The organism is Paenibacillus plantarum (genome assembly GCF_013141695.1).
Taxonomy (GTDB): domain Bacteria; phylum Bacillota; class Bacilli; order Paenibacillales; family NBRC-103111; genus Paenibacillus_E; species Paenibacillus_E plantarum.
The window spans coordinates 80049-100840 of the sequence record NZ_WHNY01000090.1; the positions used below are offsets into that span (position 1 = coordinate 80049).

22 protein-coding genes are annotated in these 20792 nt (G+C 47.4%); 5 read left to right on the forward strand and 17 right to left on the reverse strand.

Annotation, left to right across the window (positions count from 1 at the left end):
* Positions 1–7: 7 nt before the first annotated feature.
* Together GC096_RS35545 and GC096_RS35550 are read right to left on the reverse strand one after the other, a co-directional pair.
* Positions 8–1558 carry a spore germination protein gene (locus GC096_RS35545; RefSeq protein ID WP_171637512.1) on the reverse strand — a complete coding sequence of 517 codons (1551 nt, stop codon included), beginning with the start codon at positions 1556–1558 and terminating at the stop codon, positions 8–10.
* A gap of 212 nt (positions 1559–1770) precedes the next feature.
* Complete coding sequence (locus GC096_RS35550; protein WP_056612830.1) at positions 1771–2061, reverse strand: YerC/YecD family TrpR-related protein; 291 nt, start codon at positions 2059–2061, stop codon at positions 1771–1773.
* A 238-nt stretch (positions 2062–2299) separates the two neighbouring features.
* On the opposite strand from GC096_RS35550, the gene GC096_RS38520 reads away from it, so the two are divergent.
* Positions 2300–2932 carry an aminotransferase gene (locus GC096_RS38520; RefSeq protein WP_216626363.1) on the forward strand — a complete coding sequence of 211 codons (633 nt, stop codon included), beginning with the start codon at positions 2300–2302 and terminating at the stop codon, positions 2930–2932.
* Between the two features lie 359 nt (positions 2933–3291).
* On the opposite strand, the gene GC096_RS35565 is transcribed toward GC096_RS38520, so the two are convergent.
* The 8 genes from GC096_RS35565 to GC096_RS35605 form a co-directional block, all read right to left on the reverse strand.
* On the reverse strand, positions 3292–4245 hold the full coding sequence (locus tag GC096_RS35565; RefSeq protein ID WP_171637516.1) for a DUF3048 domain-containing protein: 954 nt from the start codon (positions 4243–4245) through the stop codon (positions 3292–3294).
* A 294-nt stretch (positions 4246–4539) separates the two neighbouring features.
* Positions 4540–9942, reverse strand: coding sequence for a fibronectin type III domain-containing protein (locus tag GC096_RS35570; RefSeq protein ID WP_246303217.1), 5403 nt, complete (start codon positions 9940–9942; stop codon positions 4540–4542).
* A 217-nt stretch (positions 9943–10159) separates the two neighbouring features.
* Positions 10160–10942: a sulfite exporter TauE/SafE family protein gene (locus GC096_RS35580; RefSeq protein ID WP_171637517.1), complete on the reverse strand. Its 783-nt coding sequence runs from the start codon at positions 10940–10942 to the stop codon at positions 10160–10162.
* Between the two features lie 26 nt (positions 10943–10968).
* A complete protein-coding gene (locus GC096_RS35585) occupies positions 10969–11451 on the reverse strand; it encodes a DsrE/DsrF/DrsH-like family protein (RefSeq protein WP_171637518.1) in 483 nt (160 codons plus the stop codon).
* A 65-nt stretch (positions 11452–11516) separates the two neighbouring features.
* The gene (locus GC096_RS35590; RefSeq protein WP_171637520.1) at positions 11517–11741 is read right to left on the reverse strand and encodes a sulfurtransferase TusA family protein; all 225 of its coding nucleotides are present in this window, start codon (positions 11739–11741) and stop codon (positions 11517–11519) included.
* A gap of 43 nt (positions 11742–11784) precedes the next feature.
* Positions 11785–12357 (reverse strand): sulfurtransferase TusA family protein, encoded by a 573-nt coding sequence (locus tag GC096_RS35595; protein ID WP_171637522.1) that lies wholly within the window; start codon positions 12355–12357, stop codon positions 11785–11787.
* A gap of 27 nt (positions 12358–12384) precedes the next feature.
* Positions 12385–12693 carry a rhodanese-like domain-containing protein gene (locus GC096_RS35600; RefSeq protein WP_171637524.1) on the reverse strand — a complete coding sequence of 103 codons (309 nt, stop codon included), beginning with the start codon at positions 12691–12693 and terminating at the stop codon, positions 12385–12387.
* A 31-nt stretch (positions 12694–12724) separates the two neighbouring features.
* Positions 12725–13873, reverse strand: coding sequence for an MBL fold metallo-hydrolase (locus GC096_RS35605; RefSeq protein ID WP_171637527.1), 1149 nt, complete (start codon positions 13871–13873; stop codon positions 12725–12727).
* A gap of 277 nt (positions 13874–14150) precedes the next feature.
* On the opposite strand from GC096_RS35605, the gene GC096_RS35610 reads away from it, so the two are divergent.
* Together GC096_RS35610 and GC096_RS35615 are read left to right on the forward strand one after the other, a co-directional pair.
* The gene (locus GC096_RS35610; RefSeq protein ID WP_171637529.1) at positions 14151–14615 is read left to right on the forward strand and encodes a ferritin family protein; all 465 of its coding nucleotides are present in this window, start codon (positions 14151–14153) and stop codon (positions 14613–14615) included.
* 75 nt (positions 14616–14690) lie between these two features.
* Positions 14691–15062 carry a DUF2512 family protein gene (locus GC096_RS35615; RefSeq protein ID WP_171637531.1) on the forward strand — a complete coding sequence of 124 codons (372 nt, stop codon included), beginning with the start codon at positions 14691–14693 and terminating at the stop codon, positions 15060–15062.
* A 52-nt stretch (positions 15063–15114) separates the two neighbouring features.
* On the opposite strand, the gene GC096_RS35620 is transcribed toward GC096_RS35615, so the two are convergent.
* Together GC096_RS35620 and GC096_RS35625 are read right to left on the reverse strand one after the other, a co-directional pair.
* Positions 15115–15504 carry a rhodanese-like domain-containing protein gene (locus GC096_RS35620; RefSeq protein WP_171637534.1) on the reverse strand — a complete coding sequence of 130 codons (390 nt, stop codon included), beginning with the start codon at positions 15502–15504 and terminating at the stop codon, positions 15115–15117.
* 24 nt (positions 15505–15528) lie between these two features.
* On the reverse strand, positions 15529–15789 hold the full coding sequence (locus tag GC096_RS35625) for a metal-sensitive transcriptional regulator (protein WP_056612786.1): 261 nt from the start codon (positions 15787–15789) through the stop codon (positions 15529–15531).
* Positions 15790–15949: 160 nt separating this feature from the next.
* On the opposite strand from GC096_RS35625, the gene GC096_RS35630 reads away from it, so the two are divergent.
* A complete protein-coding gene (locus GC096_RS35630; RefSeq protein ID WP_171637536.1) occupies positions 15950–16363 on the forward strand; it encodes a thiol-disulfide oxidoreductase DCC family protein in 414 nt (137 codons plus the stop codon).
* A gap of 72 nt (positions 16364–16435) precedes the next feature.
* On the opposite strand, the gene GC096_RS35635 is transcribed toward GC096_RS35630, so the two are convergent.
* Together GC096_RS35635 and GC096_RS35640 are read right to left on the reverse strand one after the other, a co-directional pair.
* Entirely contained in the window at positions 16436–17233 is a 798-nt protein-coding gene (locus tag GC096_RS35635) for a DODA-type extradiol aromatic ring-opening family dioxygenase (protein WP_171637538.1), read from the reverse strand.
* Positions 17234–17327: 94 nt separating this feature from the next.
* A complete protein-coding gene (locus GC096_RS35640; RefSeq protein ID WP_171637539.1) occupies positions 17328–18251 on the reverse strand; it encodes an N-acetylmuramoyl-L-alanine amidase family protein in 924 nt (307 codons plus the stop codon).
* Between the two features lie 95 nt (positions 18252–18346).
* Here GC096_RS35640 and GC096_RS39230 point away from each other — a divergent pair, with 95 nt between their 5' ends.
* Positions 18347–18475 carry a hypothetical protein gene (locus tag GC096_RS39230; RefSeq protein WP_281366867.1) on the forward strand — a complete coding sequence of 43 codons (129 nt, stop codon included), beginning with the start codon at positions 18347–18349 and terminating at the stop codon, positions 18473–18475.
* Between the two features lie 99 nt (positions 18476–18574).
* Here GC096_RS39230 and GC096_RS35645 read toward each other — a convergent pair whose 3' ends face one another.
* The 3 genes from GC096_RS35645 to purD form a co-directional block, all read right to left on the reverse strand.
* Positions 18575–19132: an ATPase gene (locus GC096_RS35645; protein WP_171637541.1), complete on the reverse strand. Its 558-nt coding sequence runs from the start codon at positions 19130–19132 to the stop codon at positions 18575–18577.
* 13 nt (positions 19133–19145) lie between these two features.
* Positions 19146–19334, reverse strand: a complete 189-nt coding sequence (locus tag GC096_RS35650) for a hypothetical protein (protein ID WP_171637543.1) — start codon at positions 19332–19334, stop codon at positions 19146–19148.
* Positions 19335–19478: 144 nt separating this feature from the next.
* Entirely contained in the window at positions 19479–20744 is a 1266-nt protein-coding gene (purD, locus tag GC096_RS35655) for a phosphoribosylamine--glycine ligase (protein ID WP_171637545.1), read from the reverse strand.
* Between the last annotated feature and the right edge of the window lie 48 nt (positions 20745–20792).

A 20792-nucleotide genomic window follows, 5' to 3' on the forward strand; every position in this document is an offset into this window, starting at 1 on the left:
GCAAATGTCAACTCCTGACGTTTTTTTTCTTTTTATTGACCACATTGCTTGCATGTACGACACGAGATCTTGAAAATAACATGTGAAAAGGGAACCGAAACAGGGTATCATTCTGCTTGTCTAGCTCTAGTGGGGCAAAAGGACTTAAATACGGTACACCAAACGATTGCAAACTGTTCATATGCATAGCGAGTCCAAGCAAACCCGTAAGAATTCCCAATAATCCAAAAGAAGCAGCCAGCGCCATAAAAGGGAAACGCAGAATGCGAATAGCGTTGGATAAATCGTAGGAAGGAAACACAAAACTGCAAATGGCAGTTATCGAAACCACAATAACCATAGCCGCTGAAACAATCCCCGCCTCAACCGCAGCTTGTCCGATGACAAGTGTACCAACGAACGATAGCGCCGAACCAATACTGCGTGGCATTCGAAGTGCGGCCTCGCGCAAAATCTCGAACGTAAGCTCCATGATTAAGGCTTCTATGAAAGCCGGGAATGGAACCCCTTCTCTTTGGTTGGCAAGGCTTATGAGCAGTTGCGTCGGCAGCATTTCCTGGTGAAACGTCGTAATCGCTACATATAATGAGGGAGCTAACAAGGCAATAAAGAAGCCAGCATACCTAAGCATTCTAACAAGTGTGCTAATGTCAACCCGATGATAATAATCTTCCGACGTTTTCAAAAAAGACTCAAAAAGGGCCGGAGCAATAAGAACGAAGGGGGTCCCATCTACAAGAATGGCAACTTTTCCTTGAATTAACTCTATCGCGATCACATCGGGACGTTCCGAGTTATAAACGGTTGGAAATGGCGTTAATGTCTCATCCTGTATAAGTTCTTCAATATTGTTGCTCTCAAAAATGCCATCAATTTGAATGCGGTTCAATCGGCTGCGTACTTCATCGATTAATGATTCTTTCGCGATTCCTTTCACATACATCATAGCAACATCAGTTTGGGTAACACTCCCCACTAACAAGGATTCGACCCATAAGTTCGGATCTTTGATCTTTCTCCTAATTAAGGCCGTATTCGTTCGGATCGATTCTGTGAAAGCCTCTCGCGGTCCTCTGACGACGGTCTCCACTGACGTCTCTGTAACCCCGCGGTCTTTCCAACCTTTCGTACTTGCAGCTATTCCTAACAGACATCCACCAATTAGAATAACGGAATCACCAGACAAGATATGGTGGAGCATCGTCTTCAAATCGTTTACTTGATTGATTTCACCGATGGTAAGCGCATGAGTTCGCAGCAAATGATAAGGATCTTGCTCAGCATCATCTACCGTAGATCCGGTCATTAACGATCTCATAATGAAATCATTAATGACATTCGGATCAACTAGACCATCTGTATATAGGACGGCAATGGGTTCCACAATCGCATTGGAATTGAATTCTCGTACAATGAGATCGGCACTAAATCCAAGGCATTGCTGCGTGTAAAGGATATTTTCTTGTAATGTAGCAAATAACGGCATAGATGTGGCTGCAGGCTGATTGGTTTCAGGTGGTGGCATGTACGTCTTCGAGCGAAGCCAATTAGCAAACATAAGGGTACACTCCGGGTTTAAGGTAGTAGTCGATACCCCCTTATCATTTCCTGTAATTTCCTCTCGTATGCAAATCGATGTCTGATTGCCAACAAAGTTACAAATACAAATAAGGGGTAAGCTTCGCTCACCCCCTAACCCAAAACATATACATTGTGGTAAAAGAAAACCTGCATTACACGAGGTAATACAGGATTCTGCAAAGCCATTATTTAACGATTTAAACGATCCAACGTCAGTACATAACCGTCGTTCCCGTAGTTCAGGCACCTCTTGACCCGCGAAATGGTTGCTGTAGAAGCTCCTGTTTCCGCTTCGATCTGGTTATACGTACACCCTTTGCGCAGCATACGAGCCACTTCAAGGCGCTGGGACAGCGACTGAATCTCATTCACCGTACACAAGTCATCAAAAAAGACGTAACACTCTTCAATATCCTTCAACGTTAGTACAGCTTCGAAAAGCTGGTCTATGGCTTTATCATTTAATTTTTTTAATTGCATCTGCTGTCAACTCCCGGTCAAAAAGCATGTTGGCTTCATGGTTCTCTAAGCTCCTGTGTATCATTCGACACGTCCTAAGCAATTCCTTCCTTTAGGATTGCAGAACGTTAAAATTTCTATGCGTTAATTGACTAAATAGCAACAAATCCCCAAGACCCGTGACATTCGTCCATACCAAAGGTAGGCAAGTGACATATCCTGTAGGAGACAAATCTGATAAAAAGGATCGTGAATCCTAGTGACCAACCCAAGACAACAAATTATTGGTAATGGCGGAAATCGTCCTGAAGTGGAAACAAGGAGCTTAACCCTTCCAGGTGAAGGCTTCGGTCAATACCCAGGCTTAGGCGGTGGCAATCCCTTCGGTGGTGGCGGCGGCTTTGAAGGCGGAGGTGGCTTCTTCGGCGGCCCTCCAGCAGGTGGTAATGCTGGTGGTGGCTTCTTCGGTGGCGGCGGTGGCGGCAATGCAGGCGGTGGTTTATTCGGCGGTGGCGGCGGCAATACCGGTGGTGGTGGTGGCGGCGGTAACTTCCTGAGCAATCTCCTTGGCGGTGGTGGTGGTGCTGCTGGAGGTTCTTCGAACCCCTTAAGCGGCTTAAATATTAAGCAAATCTCCGGCTTCGTTGAGCGGATGGGTGGTATTGACGGTATCATCGGCACGATGGGCAAGGTTCAGAAGTTCATGTCGACATTTCAGCAAATGGCACCGATGGTGAAAACACTCCTTGGCTCTGTCGGCAAAGGCAAGGTTGCATCTGACGAGGTAACGGAAGTCTTCCGTCCGAAACGCAAACGCCGTAAGAAATCCGGCACGGGTAAAAGACGCAAAGGCGGATCCACATCTGGCACGGCTAAGCGCAAGCGCAGATAGTTGATTGGCGAGGAGCACTCCTGCTTCAGCTCACGCGTACGAATCCCCGCCTCGCAAGGCATAGCAAAACAAATTAGCGGGAAAACCTCCCGCTAATTTAGTCTATTTCCACATGCTGTGCGATATAACTGGAAAATATCCAGCTATTTCGAGGCATTTTCTGCGAAAGGGGCTGAACCGAACATATTAGATGTACATTTTCCATCTAATCGATCCGATCGGCTTAAAAGCCGCAGATTAGCTGCATGATTTCCATTTATTTGTCGTCAAACGCCTAGAGGTAATCAGAGGTTGACTGCCTCAGCCTTCGCTTATGCTCTTCTACACGCCGGCACATGGTTCCTTTGCGCGCCACTCACTTACTCCACCTTCAACTTCGTCCCCTCCGGCACGATCTGCACCCACGTGTTGCCCGGCAGCAGCGGCACTTCCTGGCCATCGTTGGCGTAGGCGCGGAGCATGCCGTTCTTGCGTTCCCACGTGATCGCTTGGGACATGCCCTCTTGGAAGATCATGCCCTTGTTCGGCCCGAATACGTCGACAATTCGGCGCCCCTCTTTGTCAATGATCTGATGCTTGCTCTCTAGGACAAGCAAATTCTTGGTCTGCAGCTGCTTGCCTGTTTCCTTGTCGAGATGCGGCTTCCCTTCCATAGAGCGCTTGTACACGCCGCCCGCAGCATCATAATCATACGAAGCGAAATACCCCATGAGATAGGGAATTTGAATATAATGAACGGCTGCGCCCGTTAGTTTGCCCTGTCCTGCTTTGGCGAACGTGAGCAAAGGCCCATTCCACTCGGTGCGGAACTTACGCGCCTCGGCACCTTTTTTCATTTTATCCACAGAGGTATAGAGATTGTGCGGTGGCTTCCGGTCTGTGGAGCGCCAATAGTAGGCGCCATCGCCATACACTTCATCGAGATGGGCCAGATTGCGGCCTGCCATCATATCCATCGCATCCTGGCTCCAACCAGCATGGACAATAATCGCATCCAACGCATCGCCGATCTCCACAAAATAAGGCCGAATGCTGCGCACAGGACCAATCACGCTAGCTGGCTGGCTCTGGAACACCGAGACGAATCTAGTAATCTCGCCCTCGGCAAGGATTTCATAGACGATGTCCGCCTGATCGAGACCGGTTTGGGGCCGGGCTTGCGGCGCATTTTCGACCATAACCATATAGGGACGGGTCTTCACCTCGTGATCGGCTGGCAAACCAGTTAACGGGAATTTGAATGGGAGCTGCGCTTCAACTGTTGGTGTTGCAGGCTGCTGCGTCGCAGGTGTCGGGCTGACCGTAGTCGTCACGGGGACGGTTTCCGGGGTAGCGCTTGATATAACGGAAGTCTCATCACTACAACCAGCAAGGGTCAGGACAGAGCATCCAAGTATGAGCCATGTGCTCAGAGTTCTTTTATGGATTAACGGCAATGTTATCAAAAGGGCTGCACCTCTTCTTCTCGTGGACTATCGATCTCTCAGAAGTATATGCTAGAAGGTTGGGGAATAGAAGTTAGAAGGGTTACTCGATCGTCTATATGTAAAATTACCCATCCAAACAAAAACTGAACCTACGCCTCAGCGTGGTCCAGTTTTTCATAATCACATTTGGAAACTTACAGCCGGGTTCAACGAGGTGTTCCCTACAATCTCCTTGTACTCACCACCATAGGACATGCCGAACGTATAGACGCCAGGCAGCAATTCTTTATGAATCTCGCCGCCAACCGTACTCCCGAGAGCCCGCCAACTTCCTGCGTAATAACTAACGGCACCGCCATCAAGCGGATTACCTAAACTATCCTTCAACTGCACGTTCACGTTGACCGTCTGGAAGACGACCGTCGGGTCCGTTCCGATATTATGCAGCTTCTCCTTAATCCCTCCCTCATAAGTCATGGAAAAGGTATAAGAGCCCGGCAGCAATTCCTTGTGAATCTCGCCGCCAACCGCATTGCCGAAAGTCCGCCAATTCCCGGCATAATAACTTACGGCACCGCCATTAAGCGGGTTGCCCTGACTATCCTTCAACTGCACATTCACGTTGACCGTCTGGAAGACGACCGTCGGGTCCGTTCCTGTGTTTTGCACTTTCTCCGTATACGTACCTTCGTAGGTCATCGCAAACGTATATGCTTTATCCGGCAAAGACTTGCTTACAGTTCCAGAAGCATTCGTAACGCCGAAATCTTTCCATCCCCCGTCATAGTAGGATACGACGCCACCACTGATGGCATTTCCGCTGCTGTCTTTAAACTGAACGCTTACCTCATCAGCCACTGGGGCCGGATCCTGCAACAAGATTTTACCGTATTGACTTACGTTTTTCGCTCCACCAATACCGCTGGCCCATTCCAAATATCCAAGACGACCGTTGCCATTGTTATTATTAACAAGCAGCGATACAAAGATAGGTTTCGTCGTATCTAGCATATAGGGATATAGTTCTGACCAAGCAAGATGAATCTTGTATATTTTCTTTCCGCTTTGTGAGCTGTCGACGAGCATGCTTCCGTTCGGAACGAATTGGCCAGCAGGTGTCCAGTTGGATGGCAGATCTCCTCCAATATACGGCGCAGTCCCCTTGTAGAGTACAGGACCGTTAGCGGTCAATGCGGCTTGGAATTCCACTTGTGCCCCGACCATACCGACGCCTGATGTATCAAGGCCAAATTGAATACTATCACCGATATAATAATTACCTTTGGAATCGTTTGGTACGAAGCTGGCATCCGATACCTCGATGACGAGATCGAATCCATCCGTCGCCGCCCCCACGGCAGCTCTAGCCGCAAACCCTGCAGGCTGCTCAGAGGTCAAACTTACGAACTCCCAATTGTCGGTTATCCAATGGATATCCGTGCTCAAAGCTCCTGTCGTACGGTCAAACAAGTTGCTCTTACTCCCTGCAGCGATAGGAATATTCGTATTTTGTACGGCTTTCTCATAGTCGGACAATAGGACATCCTGAGTGGAAGTCAGTCCAGCTAGATAAGCGGCATTCACGTTGCTGATGTAATACATTTTGTTCGGTTTCACTTGCAGCGTAGGCGTTGCTGCCTCTGTACCGCCGGTCCAATCCCGAACTACGGTGTTAGTTGTAAAAGCACTGGCAAGTGCTGGAGCAACTGTACCCACATTCGCATCCTCGGACCATACGACTAGAATCGGTGATCCGTCACTTTCGAAATAGACAGCTTTCTGATTTCCGCTTAGCGCATACTCACCTTTGTAGACAATATCATTCCCCAGTGTCTCGATAAATCGATGCATGACCACAGAACCGAGTCTTGGTTCAAGCTGCGGTTTCTTACGAAACAATCCAGAGGATTCCGTAAACCAGCCTTCGGCATGGGCGAATGGGATGGCTTCGATTTCCGTATTATTAACCATGTCAAAATAGGCGATTTGTTCGACCCCATTCTTCATCTGGTACATATAGTCGTACAGCATCTTCCTTGCAATCACGGGTTCTGATTGGATAGATGATGTTTCCGAAGCATTGACGAGCCCCGCATGGCTCTCGGAAGATACCCACGGCTTCGAAGGTACATTGTACATTTGATCATAGGCTTGGTACTCTTTGGGATCAGGTAACTTCCCATGAAGCGCCAACTTATCATAATAGTTCGCTCCGCCAAGACGCAGCAGCTCATTATAGAAAGGCAAGTATCGATGGCCGCCCATGCCTCCAATCCAAATTTCTGAATTCGGCTGTACACTTTTAATCGTCTCATACCCGGTTCGAAGCAATTCCACGAACTTCTCTGGTGTATCATTCCAGAAAATGCTTCCGCCTTTCAAATGAGGTTCATTCCATATTTCCCATGTCGTAATTCGATCTCCATACCGGGCCACAAGCGCCCTCAGGAAATTAGCAAAATCATTCATGTCGGTTGGGGCATAGGCCGCATAACCAGGAACGCCGATATAAACGGTTGTATCTTCCGGGTGCGAGGAGGCCCATAGCGGTGTAAATACAATATTTCCGATGATGTCCATGCCAACGCTTTGCAATTTATTGACATGTTCATCAAGTCCTGCCCAATTAAACACACCACGACTCGTTTCAATTGCCATGCTCGTATCGCCGAATTGTCCTCCCCATGGGATCGTATGAATTCTCGCAAAGTCAAAGCCTACCAAATCTGCGAGTTCTATCGCTCTTAAATCACTAAAACCATTACTAAATCCAAACAGCGGATTACGATCCGCTTTGCTTATAGATTGACTTTCTACGACAGCCACGGAAGTTCGATTGCGGACAAATTCTGCCGCTGTTCTCTTCGGACTAGATAAGATCCGGTACGATTGTTGGAGCGGAAGCGTTCCCGTAACCCCTTGTTTCGTATAGTCAAAAGCGATTTCATAGTAACCTTCGTGACTAGGTGTCCAGCTCCAACCCGTTGATAGTAATGTTGCTCGATCTACCGTTACTTGCCCAACAACCTGACTATCCGTATCATAAATCGTCCCCGTCAAAGTCTGAACAGAAACCGGCAGCTGATCTTGGGTAGCCTTGAACACCACGTTTTGGCCGATCTTCCACCAGTTCGCGAAGGCGTCTGCCTTCAGCGGGAAATATTCAACGGACTGCATGCTGGCGTCGTCGTAATAAAGCGTTCCCGAATTCGAAACGTTCGGTGTTTTCGTAGAAGCTACATTCAACTGGATTTGATTCGTTCCTACCGGAAACTGGCTATTATCTATCGTAAATGAAATATCCGTCCACACCGTGCTGCTCAAAGTTGGCGTGTTCGCCGCAGTAGTACCAAGGAAGGTACCATCCTTGAAGTAGCTGATGAATACCCAAGCGCCATTGCCTGCGTAATCCGCTGATTTCTTGGCTTTTACTGACGTCTTAATGGTTTGCATGCTGTTATCGATAGGGATGATTTTGGAAGAAAACCCTGCGGCTCCGGTACTTGTCGAGTTGATATATACCGCGTTCGTGCCACTATTGATCGTCGCTGTCGTAATGCCCATATCAACGCCGCTTGCCCCGCTCCAGAACGAAGAGCTCCAACTGAGAGGAACAAGTTTCATTCCGCTTGTCTTCGTTTCTTCAAAACCAGGATTCGCTACATCATAATAGCTTGAGGTAAGCACATTAACAGGATTGCTCGCAAGCGACAGATTACCCGATCCATCTCTTGCTTTCACAGTAAACGTATATCCGCTGTAGGCTTCAAGACCCGTTACCGTATACGTCACCCCGGTGACTGTTGCTACTAGCTTCGTACCATCGTTAATCTCGTAGCCAGTTACGCCCCCATTGTCGGTTGACGGATCCCAAGTGAGTGTGACGCTTTTCATCTTAATGGCTGATGCAGCTAAGTTAGTTGGTGCTGTTGGAGCCTGTGTGTCGTTAGTTACATAAGCCTGGCTTGCTGGGGATACATTCCCCGCCGCATCGACGGCTCTCACGGTAAACGTATAACTATTCGTTGCGATCAGGCCACTTGCTGTAAAGGTTAATCCTGTCACAGACCCCACCAACACCGTGTCTTTATAAACATTGTATCCGGTCACCCCGATATTATCGGTCGAGGCATTCCATGCCAAATCAACACTTCCTGCCGTCTGACCTATGGCGTGCAGATTCGTTGGCGTACTTGGCGCCGCCGTATCCGGAATCAATTCGATCGCAGCATCATCATAATACAGCGTTCCTTGCTGGCTAGCACTGCCCCCGCGGAGGGTCGCCAAATTCAACTGCAAGTTATTCGTGCCGGCCGGCAGGTTAGCCGTATTCACAGTGACCGAAATCTCTCTCCATTCACTGCTGCTCAGCGCAACACTTGGCGCAACTACAGTGCCGAGAAAGGAACCATTTTTCGCATAACTGAAGAAAACCCACGCGTCATTGCCGACATAATCAGCCGACTTCTTGACCTTCACCGTCGCTTTGATTTGCATGTTATTGTCAATCGTCATCGTCTTAGAAACCCAACCTGCGGCTCCTGCATCCACTGCGCTAATATATAGGGCATTGGTTCCGCTATTGGCCTCCATCGTCGTGACCCCCGTATCCACCGGTGTCGTTCGCGACCATAAGGCAGAATTCCAATTGACCGGAACAAGCTTGCTTCCACTGGATGTCGTGATCTCAAACCCAGGATTGGCGATGCTCCATACATTTGGCGTGGTCAGACTTACAGCATTACTGGCCACAGACAGATTGCCCGCCGTATCCTTCGCTTTTACAGTAAACGTATAACTAGTACCCGCATTGAGAGCGCTTACGGAATACGTTAATCCTGTCGTAGATCCAATCAGCGTTGTACCGTTGTAAACTTCGTACCCTTGAATGCCAACGTTATCCGTTGAGGCGTTCCATGCAAGAGTAACACTCGTCGCCGTTTGGCCCGTAATGGCAAGATTAGTTGGAGTTGTTGGCGCCTCCGTATCCAGCAGTTCCATCGTTACATCGTCATAATAGAGTGTCCCGGCGTTGCTTCCGCTGCCTGCTTTCGATGTCGCTAAGTTTAACCAGAGCATATTCGTTCCCACTGGAAACTGACTGCTGTTGACGGTTAACGTAATTTCTGTCCACTCTGTGCTGCTTACGGCAGTCATATTGGATGAACTTATCCCCAGGAAACTACCGCTATTCCCATAGCTGATGAACACCCAAGGATTATTGCCAGCATAATCGGCCGACTTCTTCACTTTCACCGTGGTTTTAATCGTTTGGGGACTCGTATCAACCAGAATCGCTTTGGAAGTCCAACCAGCGGCTCCCGCATCCGTTGCACTAATATAAATTGATTTTGCCCCACTGTTGTACACGGCTGTCGTTACGCTCGTATCCACCGGTGTCGTTCTGCTCCATAAGGATGTCGTCCAATTCGTCGGTATCAGTTTCGTTTGACTCACCGTTGTTTCTTCGAACCCAGGATTAACCACATTAAGTAAACTTGCTGCCTGAACACGCGGTGACATCGTTGGTAACATGGCAAGCATCATGGTGCAAAGCAACAGCCATATGACGGTTTTCCTCATAACATAGATTCCCTCCTTGAATTCATTTTGCCTCTCGAATCTCGAATCTCGAATGCGCTTCCCGTTACTCACTTCCCTTTATGGATGGATTACATGGATAAATATAGGACGAATCCGGTGGTCAAAGATAGGAGACGATTTATACATCGTTATCCGATTTTATCTATTTTGACAAAAAAATAGCCGACAACGAGATGATCGCTGCCAGCATGATCCCCTACTTATTCAAAATATCCATCCATATTTTAACCGTTGTTGCCACAATGAGTGCAGCCAGAATCCATTGAAGCAGCTTGGCGTTCAATTTCTTGCTGATTTTAGCCCCAATTGGAGCTGCGATGGTACTTGCAATAACCATAACAATCGACGGGACAAGAAGCATATGTCCTCCCGCTACTTTTCCGGCAGTTGAGCCTATGGAAGAGATAAAAGTAATGGCTAGGGAAGAAGCAATCGCTACACGTGTTGGAATTTTCAGAATGACCAGCATGACAGGTACGGTAATAAACGCTCCAGCCGCTCCAACAATACCCGAAACAACTCCGATAATAGCCGCGAAGATCGCCGCAACCGGTTTATTAAACTTCACCTTGTTAAACTCCATGTCTTCCTGTCCTTTTTTGGGAAGAAACATCATAATCGCTGCGATCAGAGCCAGAACTGCATAGGTGATGTTAATGAAGGAGTCTGATAGAAACTTGGAACCATACCCCCCGATAAAGCTGCCAATAACGATGGTTCCCCCCATGATGAATACAAGGGATTTATTGATATACCCTCCTTTTCGAAAGGCTAACATACCTGAAAGTGTCGCAAAAAAGACTTGAACCGCACTAATTGCCGATACTTCATGTGCCGTAAATGCTGCAAAACCCATGGCTGGCGGAATATACAAGAGCATCGGATACTTGATGATGGAACCTCCAATTCCAACCATACCAGAGATTAGAGATCCAATAAAACCAATACCAAACAATAGAATAATCCACCCATAATCCATAGCTTTCTCCTCCTATCTCCGCGAATTTAAATAAATAAATTCACTTTGGCATCTGCCGCGTCACCTAAATAAGCTGCTACCCCTGCATACTCAATACCATCAAGAAGTTCTTCTTTTTGTAAGCCAAGCAGATCCATTGTCATTGTACAAGCCACTAGCTTAACGCCTTGCTCTTGTGCTAATTCAATGAGCTGCGGCAATGTCAGCGCATTATGCTTTTTCATCACATGCTTAATCATCTTGGGACCTAGCCCTCCGAAATTCATTTTGGATAACCCCAACTTGTTCGCACCACGCGGCATCATTTTACCGAACATGGATTCCAGCCATCCTTTTTTGATGGGAACGGATTCATCCTTACGCAGCGCATTAAGTCCCCAAAAGGTGAAGAACATCGTTACTTCATGGTCATAAGCAGCTGCACCGTTGGCAATAATAAATGCAGCAATAGCCTTGTCCAATTCACCGCTAAAAAGTACAATCGTTGATTTTTCTTTATTATCTATCATTTAAATCATCCCCTTTTCATCCCCATATACCCGTACGGGTATTTAATAAGACAAAAAAAATTTACTTATCCCTTTTTAACAGTAAAGGTAAATATGCCATTGTCTTCTTTGGATTCAAGAAGTTCATGCTTCGTTTGGTTTACCCAAGCTTGAAAGTCCTTCATAGAACCTTTATCGGTTGTTTGAAGCTCCATAATCTGACCAGATTCCAGAGAATCAATCCCTTTTTTCGCCTTAACAATCGGCATCGGACAAGCAAGTCCTTTTGCATCTACAACTAAGTTTGCCATTATCATCATCTCTCCTTATTTATTTAAAATGTAAAACGTATGATTAGTCTTGTTCTTGATCATAGATCCATTCCCTCATGCCAGGCGTTACATTCTTAACATGATGAAACCCCTTGTCGGATAGGATTTGGCAAGCCATGTCACTTCGAGTTCCAGTACGGCATACTATATAATAGGCTTGGCTAGGATCAAGCTCCGTTATTTTTTCTTCCAATTGACCTAGAGGGATTGAGATGGCACCCGGAATGCGCCCAAATGCATATTCAGCGGGTTCTCGAACATCGATAATATGGGCCGCTTCCCCTGAAGAAATCTTGGTTTGAACTTCTTCATTTGTAACGATGTGCGGGTATTTTTTTTCTATTTTCGTATCCGATGACTCGGCTTTGCGAATAAAGTGATGAAACACGCCGTTTTCTTCTTTTAAACCTAGGTACTGATGTCCTGTACGGCCGGACCAACTCTTCAGGTCGGCTACCGAGCCTTTATCTGTTGCACGTATCTCCAATACTTCACCTGCATTCATTTCATCCATCGCCTTTTTGGTGCGAACGACTGGCAGCGGACACGCAAGACCTTCACATTCGATTACTCGATTCACTTGCAGTGTTGACATGAACATTACCTCCAATATCTACAAATTTTATTTACCGTAAGTTATTTGCCCAGTCCATTTCGACATGCCGCCTGGCATATTAAGCACGTTATAACCCATTGAGGAGAGGAAATCACATGCCTGTCCGCTTCGATTACCGCTGCGACAAACAACGATTGTTTCTTGCTGTTGATCCATTTCATTGAGCGCTCTTGCGATTTGCCCTAGCGGAATATGCCTGGCACCTGGAATGTGGCCGGACTCCCACTCATCCTGTTCCCTCACATCAAGAATAACTACATTTTCCTTCCTATTGATCCGACCCAAAACTTCTTCTGGCATTTGCTCCTTATACATCGTCGTTCCCTCCTATCTATGGTGTAGTGGTTTAAGCATCATGAACTGCACAACGATTAGGTCCAATTTCCATCTCTCGTTGTTCCTCGACCGTTGGCGTAATCTTTCCCATATTCGTCTGACGTATTTCTTGGTAAGCATTCGGCTGCGGTGGTAAATTCTCAGTAACAGTACGACGGAAGGCTGTTTCCTCTCCAATATTCAATCCTGGATTTTCCATATATAAATCTCCAAGGCGGGCAGAGACTTGACCTCCTTCTCCCAGCTCCGTAAACTTGCCAAAATGGGCAGGAAGCACGATTAAGTCATGAGGCAATTGCTTATAACGCTCATACAATGTTGTTCTAAGGTCAGTTACCCAATCCTCTGCTTTACCCGCGAGATCAGGACGACCAATTGATTTAACGAATAAAATGTCCCCCGAAAGCAAGAATTGATTGTCAACGATTAACGAGGTGCTTCCGATCGTATGTCCAGGCGAATAAATAGGTTGTATCTGAATTTCGGTATCGCCAACCACAATACGGTTTCGTTCCTCAAGCTTCGCGTAGTTAAACACGACTTCTTCTGCATCTTTTGGCGGCAGCCAATACGTGCCTCCTATTTTTTCAGCTAATTGCCGTCCACCGGAGATGTGATCAGCGTGAAGATGCGTATCAATCGTATGTTTAATGGTTACGTTTCTATCTTGGGCAAAGTTCTCAAAAACTTCTGTCATTCGGACGCCATCAATGATGGCCGCTTCACCGTTCGAGATCACCATGTAGGACAAGCAGCCTTTACCTATGCGGATAAATTGAAATATTTCTCCACCATCTTGCAAATCACCAACTTTTACGGGCTCTAGATGCTCACTCCAAGATTTCATGCCTCCTACCAAGTAAGAAACATGTTGTTTCCCTTGTTCGATCAATTGTTCCCCAACAAATTTCGATGAGCCTTCTTTGGCACATACGACCAAAATTTCCTTATCATCTGGAAGTTGATCTACAACAGTTTCCACCCCATCGATCAAATCAAAATAGGGTTTGTTTAGAATATGAACATGATGACCTTCGATTTTCCAATCCTTAAAGTCGCTTTCGTTACGTACGTCTAAGATGAAAATCGGTTCGTTATTTAATACCTTTTTCGCTAATACAGCGGCGCTCATTCCTTGCAATTGAACTCCATTTACCATTGTTTATTTCCTCCCTAGAATGAGATTGAAATCCAAGCTCACCTTCATATACCCCATGGGGTATTATTTTAAGCAAAAAAAATGACTATTACTCATGTATTAGAATTACTTCATGATACTCACCTAAGATATATACATATACCCGTTGGGGTATGTGTATACTATAATAGAACTTTTCCTTTTCGTCAACCCTTCTATACTAATCCCCAAACTATTGAACCCCTTTAGGCTTTCACACATATGCTGAGCTAAAAGCCTAGTCAATGGAGGAACCTATATGTATTGGACATATCCGTATGATTATCGCAACACCTTTCAACCAGTGTGGAACGTAGGATATCAACAAGCCTTAGAATTAATCAAAGCCGCGGTGCAAGATGAGCGGAACGATGAATTATTCTATGATCAACTGATCAAGCTCGCACCTACACCTGAACAAGCCGCAATCATTACATCCATACGTGATGATGAACGCAGTCATAACGCCATGTTTCGCAGCATGTATCGAGAGATGACCGGTCATGATGTCTATGGGGTTAGCGATGAGCAGTACCAGCCTGTACGCACGTATTCAGAAGGCATTCAAAAGGCCCTTCAAGGCGAATTATCTGCGGTCGAGAAATATCGCAAAATCTGGTTCGGACTCCCATATGGGATCTATAAGGATACAGTCTATGGTATTATCCTCGATGAGCTCAAGCATGCAAGCAAATATAATTATTTGTTTACTTTGAATCGGTAGAACAAGCATAGTTCAAGCATGCAGAAGCCATATTAAGATCAGTACTGCATACCTTGAATGAAAGAAGGCGAGACCATGTTGGCTATGTTAGGGAAGTTGCTCTTAAAACTTTTGATAAATGGCATCATCATAGTTCCCATCTTGATGTACCTTACAGATGCTACATTTATGGGGGCACTTTCTGCTACGTATACGTTTTCCCTCCTTACCTACGTCGTTGTTGATCAACTGTTTTTAAGACTTACGAATAACATGGCTGCTGTATTAGCCGATATGTTATTAACTTATGCCTACTTCTGGCTCGTGGAAAGGCACTTCTACGATTGGTCCTTAACTTTTACGGATATGACGATCGTAGCTGTATTTTATGGTGTAATGGAGTTCTTTCTGCATATTTATTTTCAAAAAGACAAAGGTCGAATCGGGCGGACTAGCTTCCATGATTAGGCTTGACGCACAAAAAAAGTCATTGGCCTTGAGGGCTAATGACTTTTTTTACTTATTGCGTTTGCTTACCATTCCAGGACATGATACCGCCCTTCAAATGAGACAACTCGTTAAAACCATGCTTCCGTAAGAGCTTCGCGGCTTGCTTGCTTCTCATGCCACTTCGGCAGTACAGATAGACTGGTCGATCCTTAGGAATCTCGGCCAATCTTCTCCCCATAGTCGACAAAGGGATATTAACCGCTCCCGGGATATATCCTTGCTTCACTTCACCAGGCTCACGCACATCGATCAGTACATGCTTATGGTTGTCCGTTGTTAAAGCTTCTTGAAATTGTTCAGACGACAGATTGCGCAGCCCTTTGACCCCTGCAAAGCGTGAGTAGAAGAACCAAACAATAAAACCTAACGCCACGAGATTGAAAATCATATTACTATCCATGACCTGCCTCTTTTCTTAAACACATTAACGGCTTTTAACTAACAATTCTACAGCCTGCTTGACCAGCTTACTTGTGTCTCTACCCGCTTCTTTTTCCTCCATAATGCAATTCTCCAAATTAACAGCAACAACGGTAGCAATCGTTTTATCAGCGGCACTGCGAACAGCAGAGATTTGGCTTACGACATCTTTACAATCCTGTTCTTCTTCCATCATCCGTAAAATCCCACGAATCTGACCTTCCATACGCTTTAAACGCTTCTTCACATCATCATCGTATTTCATAGACACCCTTCCTTCCCTATACCTGTATAGGTATATTATTGCCCATGTTACGCATAAAAACAATATGAAATCTTTGAGAAAGAGCCCGTGTTGCTATATAGTGACACCAACGTATAATAGAGATGGTTACATTCAAAATGTGCAGCCAAAAGGAGGCACCATGTCGAATCTCACTCCTCATTCATCTATCATTTTGTTCGACGGGGTTTGCCTGCTCTGCAGCAGCGCGGTGCAATTCATCCTGCGAAACGACCCGAAGGGCGTGTTTCACTTCGCTTCTCTGCAGTCGGAGACGGGGCAACGATTGCTCGCCGAGCACAAGCTGCCGCTAGATCAACTCAGCACGATTGTGCTGATCGAAGGCGGCCACGCTTATACGCGCAGCTCAGCCGCTTTGCGCATTGCACGGCGCTTGCGCGGTGCATGGCCACTCGCTTACGCGGCGATCGTGATCCCAGCTCCGATCCGCAATCTCGGATACAGCTTCATCGCACGCAACCGCTATCGCTGGTTCGGCAAGACCGAGCATTGCATGCTGCCGAAGCCGGAGCATAAGGCGCGGTTTCTGGATTGAGCTGGCCTCATGCCATCAACGATAACGGCAAAAAAACCTGCAGCACTCGCAGGCCTTCGAACAACAACGAACCTATGTCTCCTGCTTACGTATACGTAGACTGCCGAACATCCAACAGCATAGGCTCAGGGTGCCCATCTGGAAGCTATGATGCAACAGCTTCGCGCTCCGCGTAGCATCACCTGCTCCCATCGCGATGAGCAATGGCGCAAAATGCTCCGGCGTCGGCACAGCCTCCCGCGCATGCGGCGCTCGTTCGTCGTAGCGAATCAGCGCCTCCAAATTCCACGTTTCGAGCTGCTCCTCTAGCCACTCATCGAACTCCACGGCCCAAAGCTGCGGCACCGGATTGTTATAATCCAGCTTACGTAGATTGTGAACCGTTCCGCCACTGCCAATAACCAGCACCTGCTCATCCCGCAAAGAGCCTAAGGCGGCGCCAATTCGGTAATGCTCCTCGGGTGTTAATCGCGGGTTAACCGAAAGTGTCACAACAGGAATCTGTGCAAGGGGGTACATAATGGAGAGCGGCGCCCAAGCTCCGTGATCCATGCCTCGCCTGTCATTCAACTCACAGCGTATACCCTCCTGTTGAAATAACTGCTGGATATGGAGGCTTAAAGTCAGATCCCCTTTGGCCGGATAGTTAATGTCATAAAGTTCTTCCGGGAAACCCGAGAAATCGTACATCATCTCCGGCTCGACAGCCGAGCTGATCTTCTGAACCGCGCTTTCCCAATGTGCACTGAACACAACGATGGCTTTCGGCTTAGGAAGCGACATCGCTAGCCTCTGCAGAAACTCTGTATACGCATGCTGCTCAATCGCCAAACTCGGTGAGCCATGCGCAATAAAAAATGCCGGCAGCACAGCAACACCCCCTCCCACAACCAAATCAGTGCCAATTATCTACATTATTCACGAATCTGTGAAAATAAAACCATGTTGCGATCCGTCTCTGCCCTCACTTACCGTTCACAAACTGCTCAATCCCATCCGCAATGCCCGTCGCAAGCTTCTTCTGATACGCCGCATCCGACATGAGCTCGTCCTCTTCCGGATTCGTCATGAACCCGATCTCCACAAGGGCGACGGGTACCTTCGACCAGTTGAAGCCGCTCAGATCGTCTCGCGCCGAAAGGCCACGTCCCTTCTGACCCGTTGCTTGCTGCATGCCAGCTAGGAGAAAAACAGCAGCCTGCTTGCTTTCCGCTGCGATTGGCTTAACAGCTGGTTGCGCAGCTGACGGGTACAGAACCGAAAATCCCTTCGTACTTGCCGAAGCGTCACCATCTGCATGAATCCGTACAACCAGCGCCGCTCCCGCCTCATTCGCCATATCTGCACGCTGCTTGTTGCTAATATCCACGTCATGCGTCTCCCTCGTCATGGCTACTTTGATCCCCCGGCGGGCTAGCTCCGCTTTAAGCAGTACGGATACCTCCAGATTTAGTACGTACTCTGGCTTCTTCGTCTTTACACCTACTGTACCGGAGCTAACTTTGGGCTTCGTTTCCCGCGTATCTGGCCCGACCTGCTCAGGTGCGTTATTACCAACCTTTTGATGTCCAGGGTCGATCATAACAAGCTTATTGCTCTTAGGAACACTAGGCAGCGTGGTTGGAGCAGCCGTCTTCGTTGGAGTTGGCTTCGTTTCTGGCGTTGCGACAGGTGTTGGAGCCGTTGTTGGGACAGGCGTAATGGTAGGTGCTGCCTGTACAACTGGCGGCGCAGCCGTTGTCTGCGCTACTGTGGCCACTGGCGAAGCACTCTGCACAGCCTCCGTCGTAGGCAACGCCACGGGTACTGGCTGCTTATCTCCACAACCAGCCATCACACCAGCAAGCGATATGATCGCGGAGAGTATCAGCATTCTTTTATCAAACATCGGCAATTCCCCTTCTTCTCTATGCTCTGTATAAAAACAGCCGCCATTCGCGAAACTAACCCTACCATGCTTCTCCACATTTGGGAGGTTCCGCTATGCAGTCACTTTGGCATTATTTCACTGATCACTGGCTGTCCATATCATTAATTGTTCTTGCCTTATTGGCGTGTTATTTCGTCTACAAGAACAGAAGTAAATATATTCGCGGCTGGGATAAAAAGTAATCCAAAAAAACTCGCTCCTTCATCGGCTGTTCACCAGTGATGGTACGAGTTTATCACAACGTATGCACTGCACGCCCCCTAGGCCGATGACCGCAAGTTCTACTTGAGGGCATTGAATAACCATGCAGGCCAGTGCTGCGTTTGAGACATAACGATACCATGCTCGAACACTAGTAGCGTCCGCAGGCTCCTGTCGCTATTATCCAATACAACTGCATAATCCGCGAGGGATATTGCCTTTTTGAGATTGGACAGCGAGGTATCATAGCGGCGCAGAATGTCGGAAGTCGCTATGAAATGCCCACCTTCGATAACACGAGTTCGTACCCGGTCGATATGCATTTGAACATCTTGGAGTCCAATGTAATAAAAGATGATCCGATAGCCTTTTTCCCGGGCTTCTTGCATCCGTTTCAGATAGAAATCACTAGATAAGGTTGTTTCAACTGCCAGACTTTTTCGGTTCTCCAGGCAGTCCCGAATGGCTTTCAGGGCTAGTTTGCCAGCAGCGAGATCCGCTTTACGTGGGTTTTCGGGATTGATCACCCTCGCATACAAATCTGGATTGATGAGATTATCGAATGTATCTCCATAATGATCAATTAACGTCGATTTCCCCGCGCCATTGCAACCCGCAAAAACCGTCATTTCAGGCATTCTGGCCACCTCTTTACAGTTTATAATCGGTCAGATTGCCATCAGAGTCTATAACTTGGATATAGCGCTCCCCTGTCGGCTCTTGCCGGATGCGCTTGCCATTTTCAATATAAAAAATAGGAGCACCAGCTTTTCTCGCCTTATCTTGTACGGATTGCTCGATCTTCTTGAAGATTTCATTCAATTCCTTTTCAGTCTTCATGCCGGATCACCACCTAATGATTAATTGCTTTTCTTCCCATTATATCATACTACGTCCTCGCATAATCACGATGGCATGACTAGCGAAAACAAAAAACCACAACCCCTTATTCACATAAAGGGCTGTGGTTTTTACTTTACCAATCTATTTCAACGCCTTCATCGCAATATCCGTACGGTAATGCTTACCTTCGAAATGGATCCGATCCGCATCGGCATAAGCCTTCTGACGAGCTTCAATGATATCTTTGCCAAGGCCTGTGATACCTAGAACACGTCCGCCATTCGTGACGATTTGTCCGTTCTCATCAACTGCTGTACCCGCGTGGAACACGAGGGCATCCTGCACTTGATCTAAGCCAGTGATCGGCAATCCCTTCGGATACGGTCCGGGGTATCCTGGCGAAGCGACGATCACACATACTGCCGCTTGTTCGCTCCACTCGATTGGCTGCTCAGCCAACGTACCGTTGTTGATCGCTAGGAAAATATCCAGCAAATCTGTTTTCAATCGCGGCAAAATCACCTGCGTCTCCGGATCACCGAAGCGCGCGTTGAACTCAATCGTTTTTACACCGTTCGGGGTCAAAATCAGACCCGCATACAGCACGCCTTTGAACGGACGGCCTTCTGCCACCATCGCATCAGCCGTAGGCTGAACGATGTTCACAAGTGCTTCTTGCACGATGGACTCTGGAATATGTGGAAGCGGAGAGTACGTCCCCATTCCACCTGTATTCGGTCCTTTATCGTTATCAAAAACCGGCTTATGATCCTGCGAAGGCACCATCAAACGCACCGTCGAACCATCAACGAAAGCCAGTAAGGACATTTCTTGGCCTGTCAGGAACTCCTCGATCACGACGCTTGCGCCTGCCGATGCTCCAAAAACCTGACCTACCATGATGTCTTTCAACGCAGCTTCCGCTTCTTCCATCGTTTGCGCAACCGTAACGCCTTTACCAGCGGCTAAGCCGTCTGCTTTGATAACGATTGGCGCTGTTTGCGAGCGCAAGTAAGCCAGTGCCGGCTCATACGCGTCGAAAGACTCGTACGCAGCCGTTGGGATGCTGTATTTTTTGAGCAGCTGCTTCATGAACACTTTGCTGCCTTCAATGATCGCTGCGTTGGCACGAGGGCCGAAGGCTGCAATGCCTTTTGACTCCAAATGATCAACCAATCCTGCCGCTAACGGATCATCAGGCGCAACCATAACCAAGTCAATGGCTTGCTCCTTCGCAAATGTGCTGATCTCTTCGAACTGAAGTTCCGTGATCGGCACGCATTCCGCTAATCCGGCAATCCCGCCGTTTCCTGGTGCGCAGAACAGCTTGCTGATTTTTGGGCTTTTGCTTAGTGCCCATACAATGGCATGCTCACGTCCGCCACGTCCAATAACTAATACACGCATCTGTGGAAACCCCTCTCATGGGGAATGCCCACGGTCCACTTACGAATC

Bases quoted from the DNA above. Each gene is read 5' to 3' on its own strand.
- GC096_RS35545 (WP_171637512.1), bottom strand. From the start codon at position 1,558: ATGTTTGCTAATTGGCTTCGCTCGAAGACGTACATGCCACCACCTGAA.
- GC096_RS35550 (WP_056612830.1), bottom strand. From the start codon at position 2,061: ATGCAATTAAAAAAATTAAATGATAAAGCCATAGACCAGCTTTTCGAA.
- GC096_RS35570 (WP_246303217.1), bottom strand. From the start codon at position 9,942: ATGAGGAAAACCGTCATATGGCTGTTGCTTTGCACCATGATGCTTGCC.
- GC096_RS35580 (WP_171637517.1), bottom strand. From the start codon at position 10,942: ATGGATTATGGGTGGATTATTCTATTGTTTGGTATTGGTTTTATTGGA.
- GC096_RS35585 (WP_171637518.1), bottom strand. From the start codon at position 11,451: ATGATAGATAATAAAGAAAAATCAACGATTGTACTTTTTAGCGGTGAA.
- GC096_RS35590 (WP_171637520.1), bottom strand. From the start codon at position 11,741: ATGGCAAACTTAGTTGTAGATGCAAAAGGACTTGCTTGTCCGATGCCG.
- GC096_RS35595 (WP_171637522.1), bottom strand. From the start codon at position 12,357: ATGTCAACACTGCAAGTGAATCGAGTAATCGAATGTGAAGGTCTTGCG.
- GC096_RS35600 (WP_171637524.1), bottom strand. From the start codon at position 12,693: ATGTATAAGGAGCAAATGCCAGAAGAAGTTTTGGGTCGGATCAATAGG.
- GC096_RS35605 (WP_171637527.1), bottom strand. From the start codon at position 13,873: ATGGTAAATGGAGTTCAATTGCAAGGAATGAGCGCCGCTGTATTAGCG.
- GC096_RS35610 (WP_171637529.1), top strand. From the start codon at position 14,151: ATGTATTGGACATATCCGTATGATTATCGCAACACCTTTCAACCAGTG.
- GC096_RS35615 (WP_171637531.1), top strand. From the start codon at position 14,691: ATGTTGGCTATGTTAGGGAAGTTGCTCTTAAAACTTTTGATAAATGGC.
- GC096_RS35620 (WP_171637534.1), bottom strand. From the start codon at position 15,504: ATGGATAGTAATATGATTTTCAATCTCGTGGCGTTAGGTTTTATTGTT.
- GC096_RS35625 (WP_056612786.1), bottom strand. From the start codon at position 15,789: ATGAAATACGATGATGATGTGAAGAAGCGTTTAAAGCGTATGGAAGGT.
- GC096_RS35630 (WP_171637536.1), top strand. From the start codon at position 15,950: ATGTCGAATCTCACTCCTCATTCATCTATCATTTTGTTCGACGGGGTT.
- GC096_RS35640 (WP_171637539.1), bottom strand. From the start codon at position 18,251: ATGTTTGATAAAAGAATGCTGATACTCTCCGCGATCATATCGCTTGCT.
- GC096_RS39230 (WP_281366867.1), top strand. From the start codon at position 18,347: ATGCAGTCACTTTGGCATTATTTCACTGATCACTGGCTGTCCATATCA.
- GC096_RS35645 (WP_171637541.1), bottom strand. From the start codon at position 19,132: ATGCCTGAAATGACGGTTTTTGCGGGTTGCAATGGCGCGGGGAAATCG.
- GC096_RS35650 (WP_171637543.1), bottom strand. From the start codon at position 19,334: ATGAAGACTGAAAAGGAATTGAATGAAATCTTCAAGAAGATCGAGCAA.
- purD (WP_171637545.1), bottom strand. From the start codon at position 20,744: ATGCGTGTATTAGTTATTGGACGTGGCGGACGTGAGCATGCCATTGTA.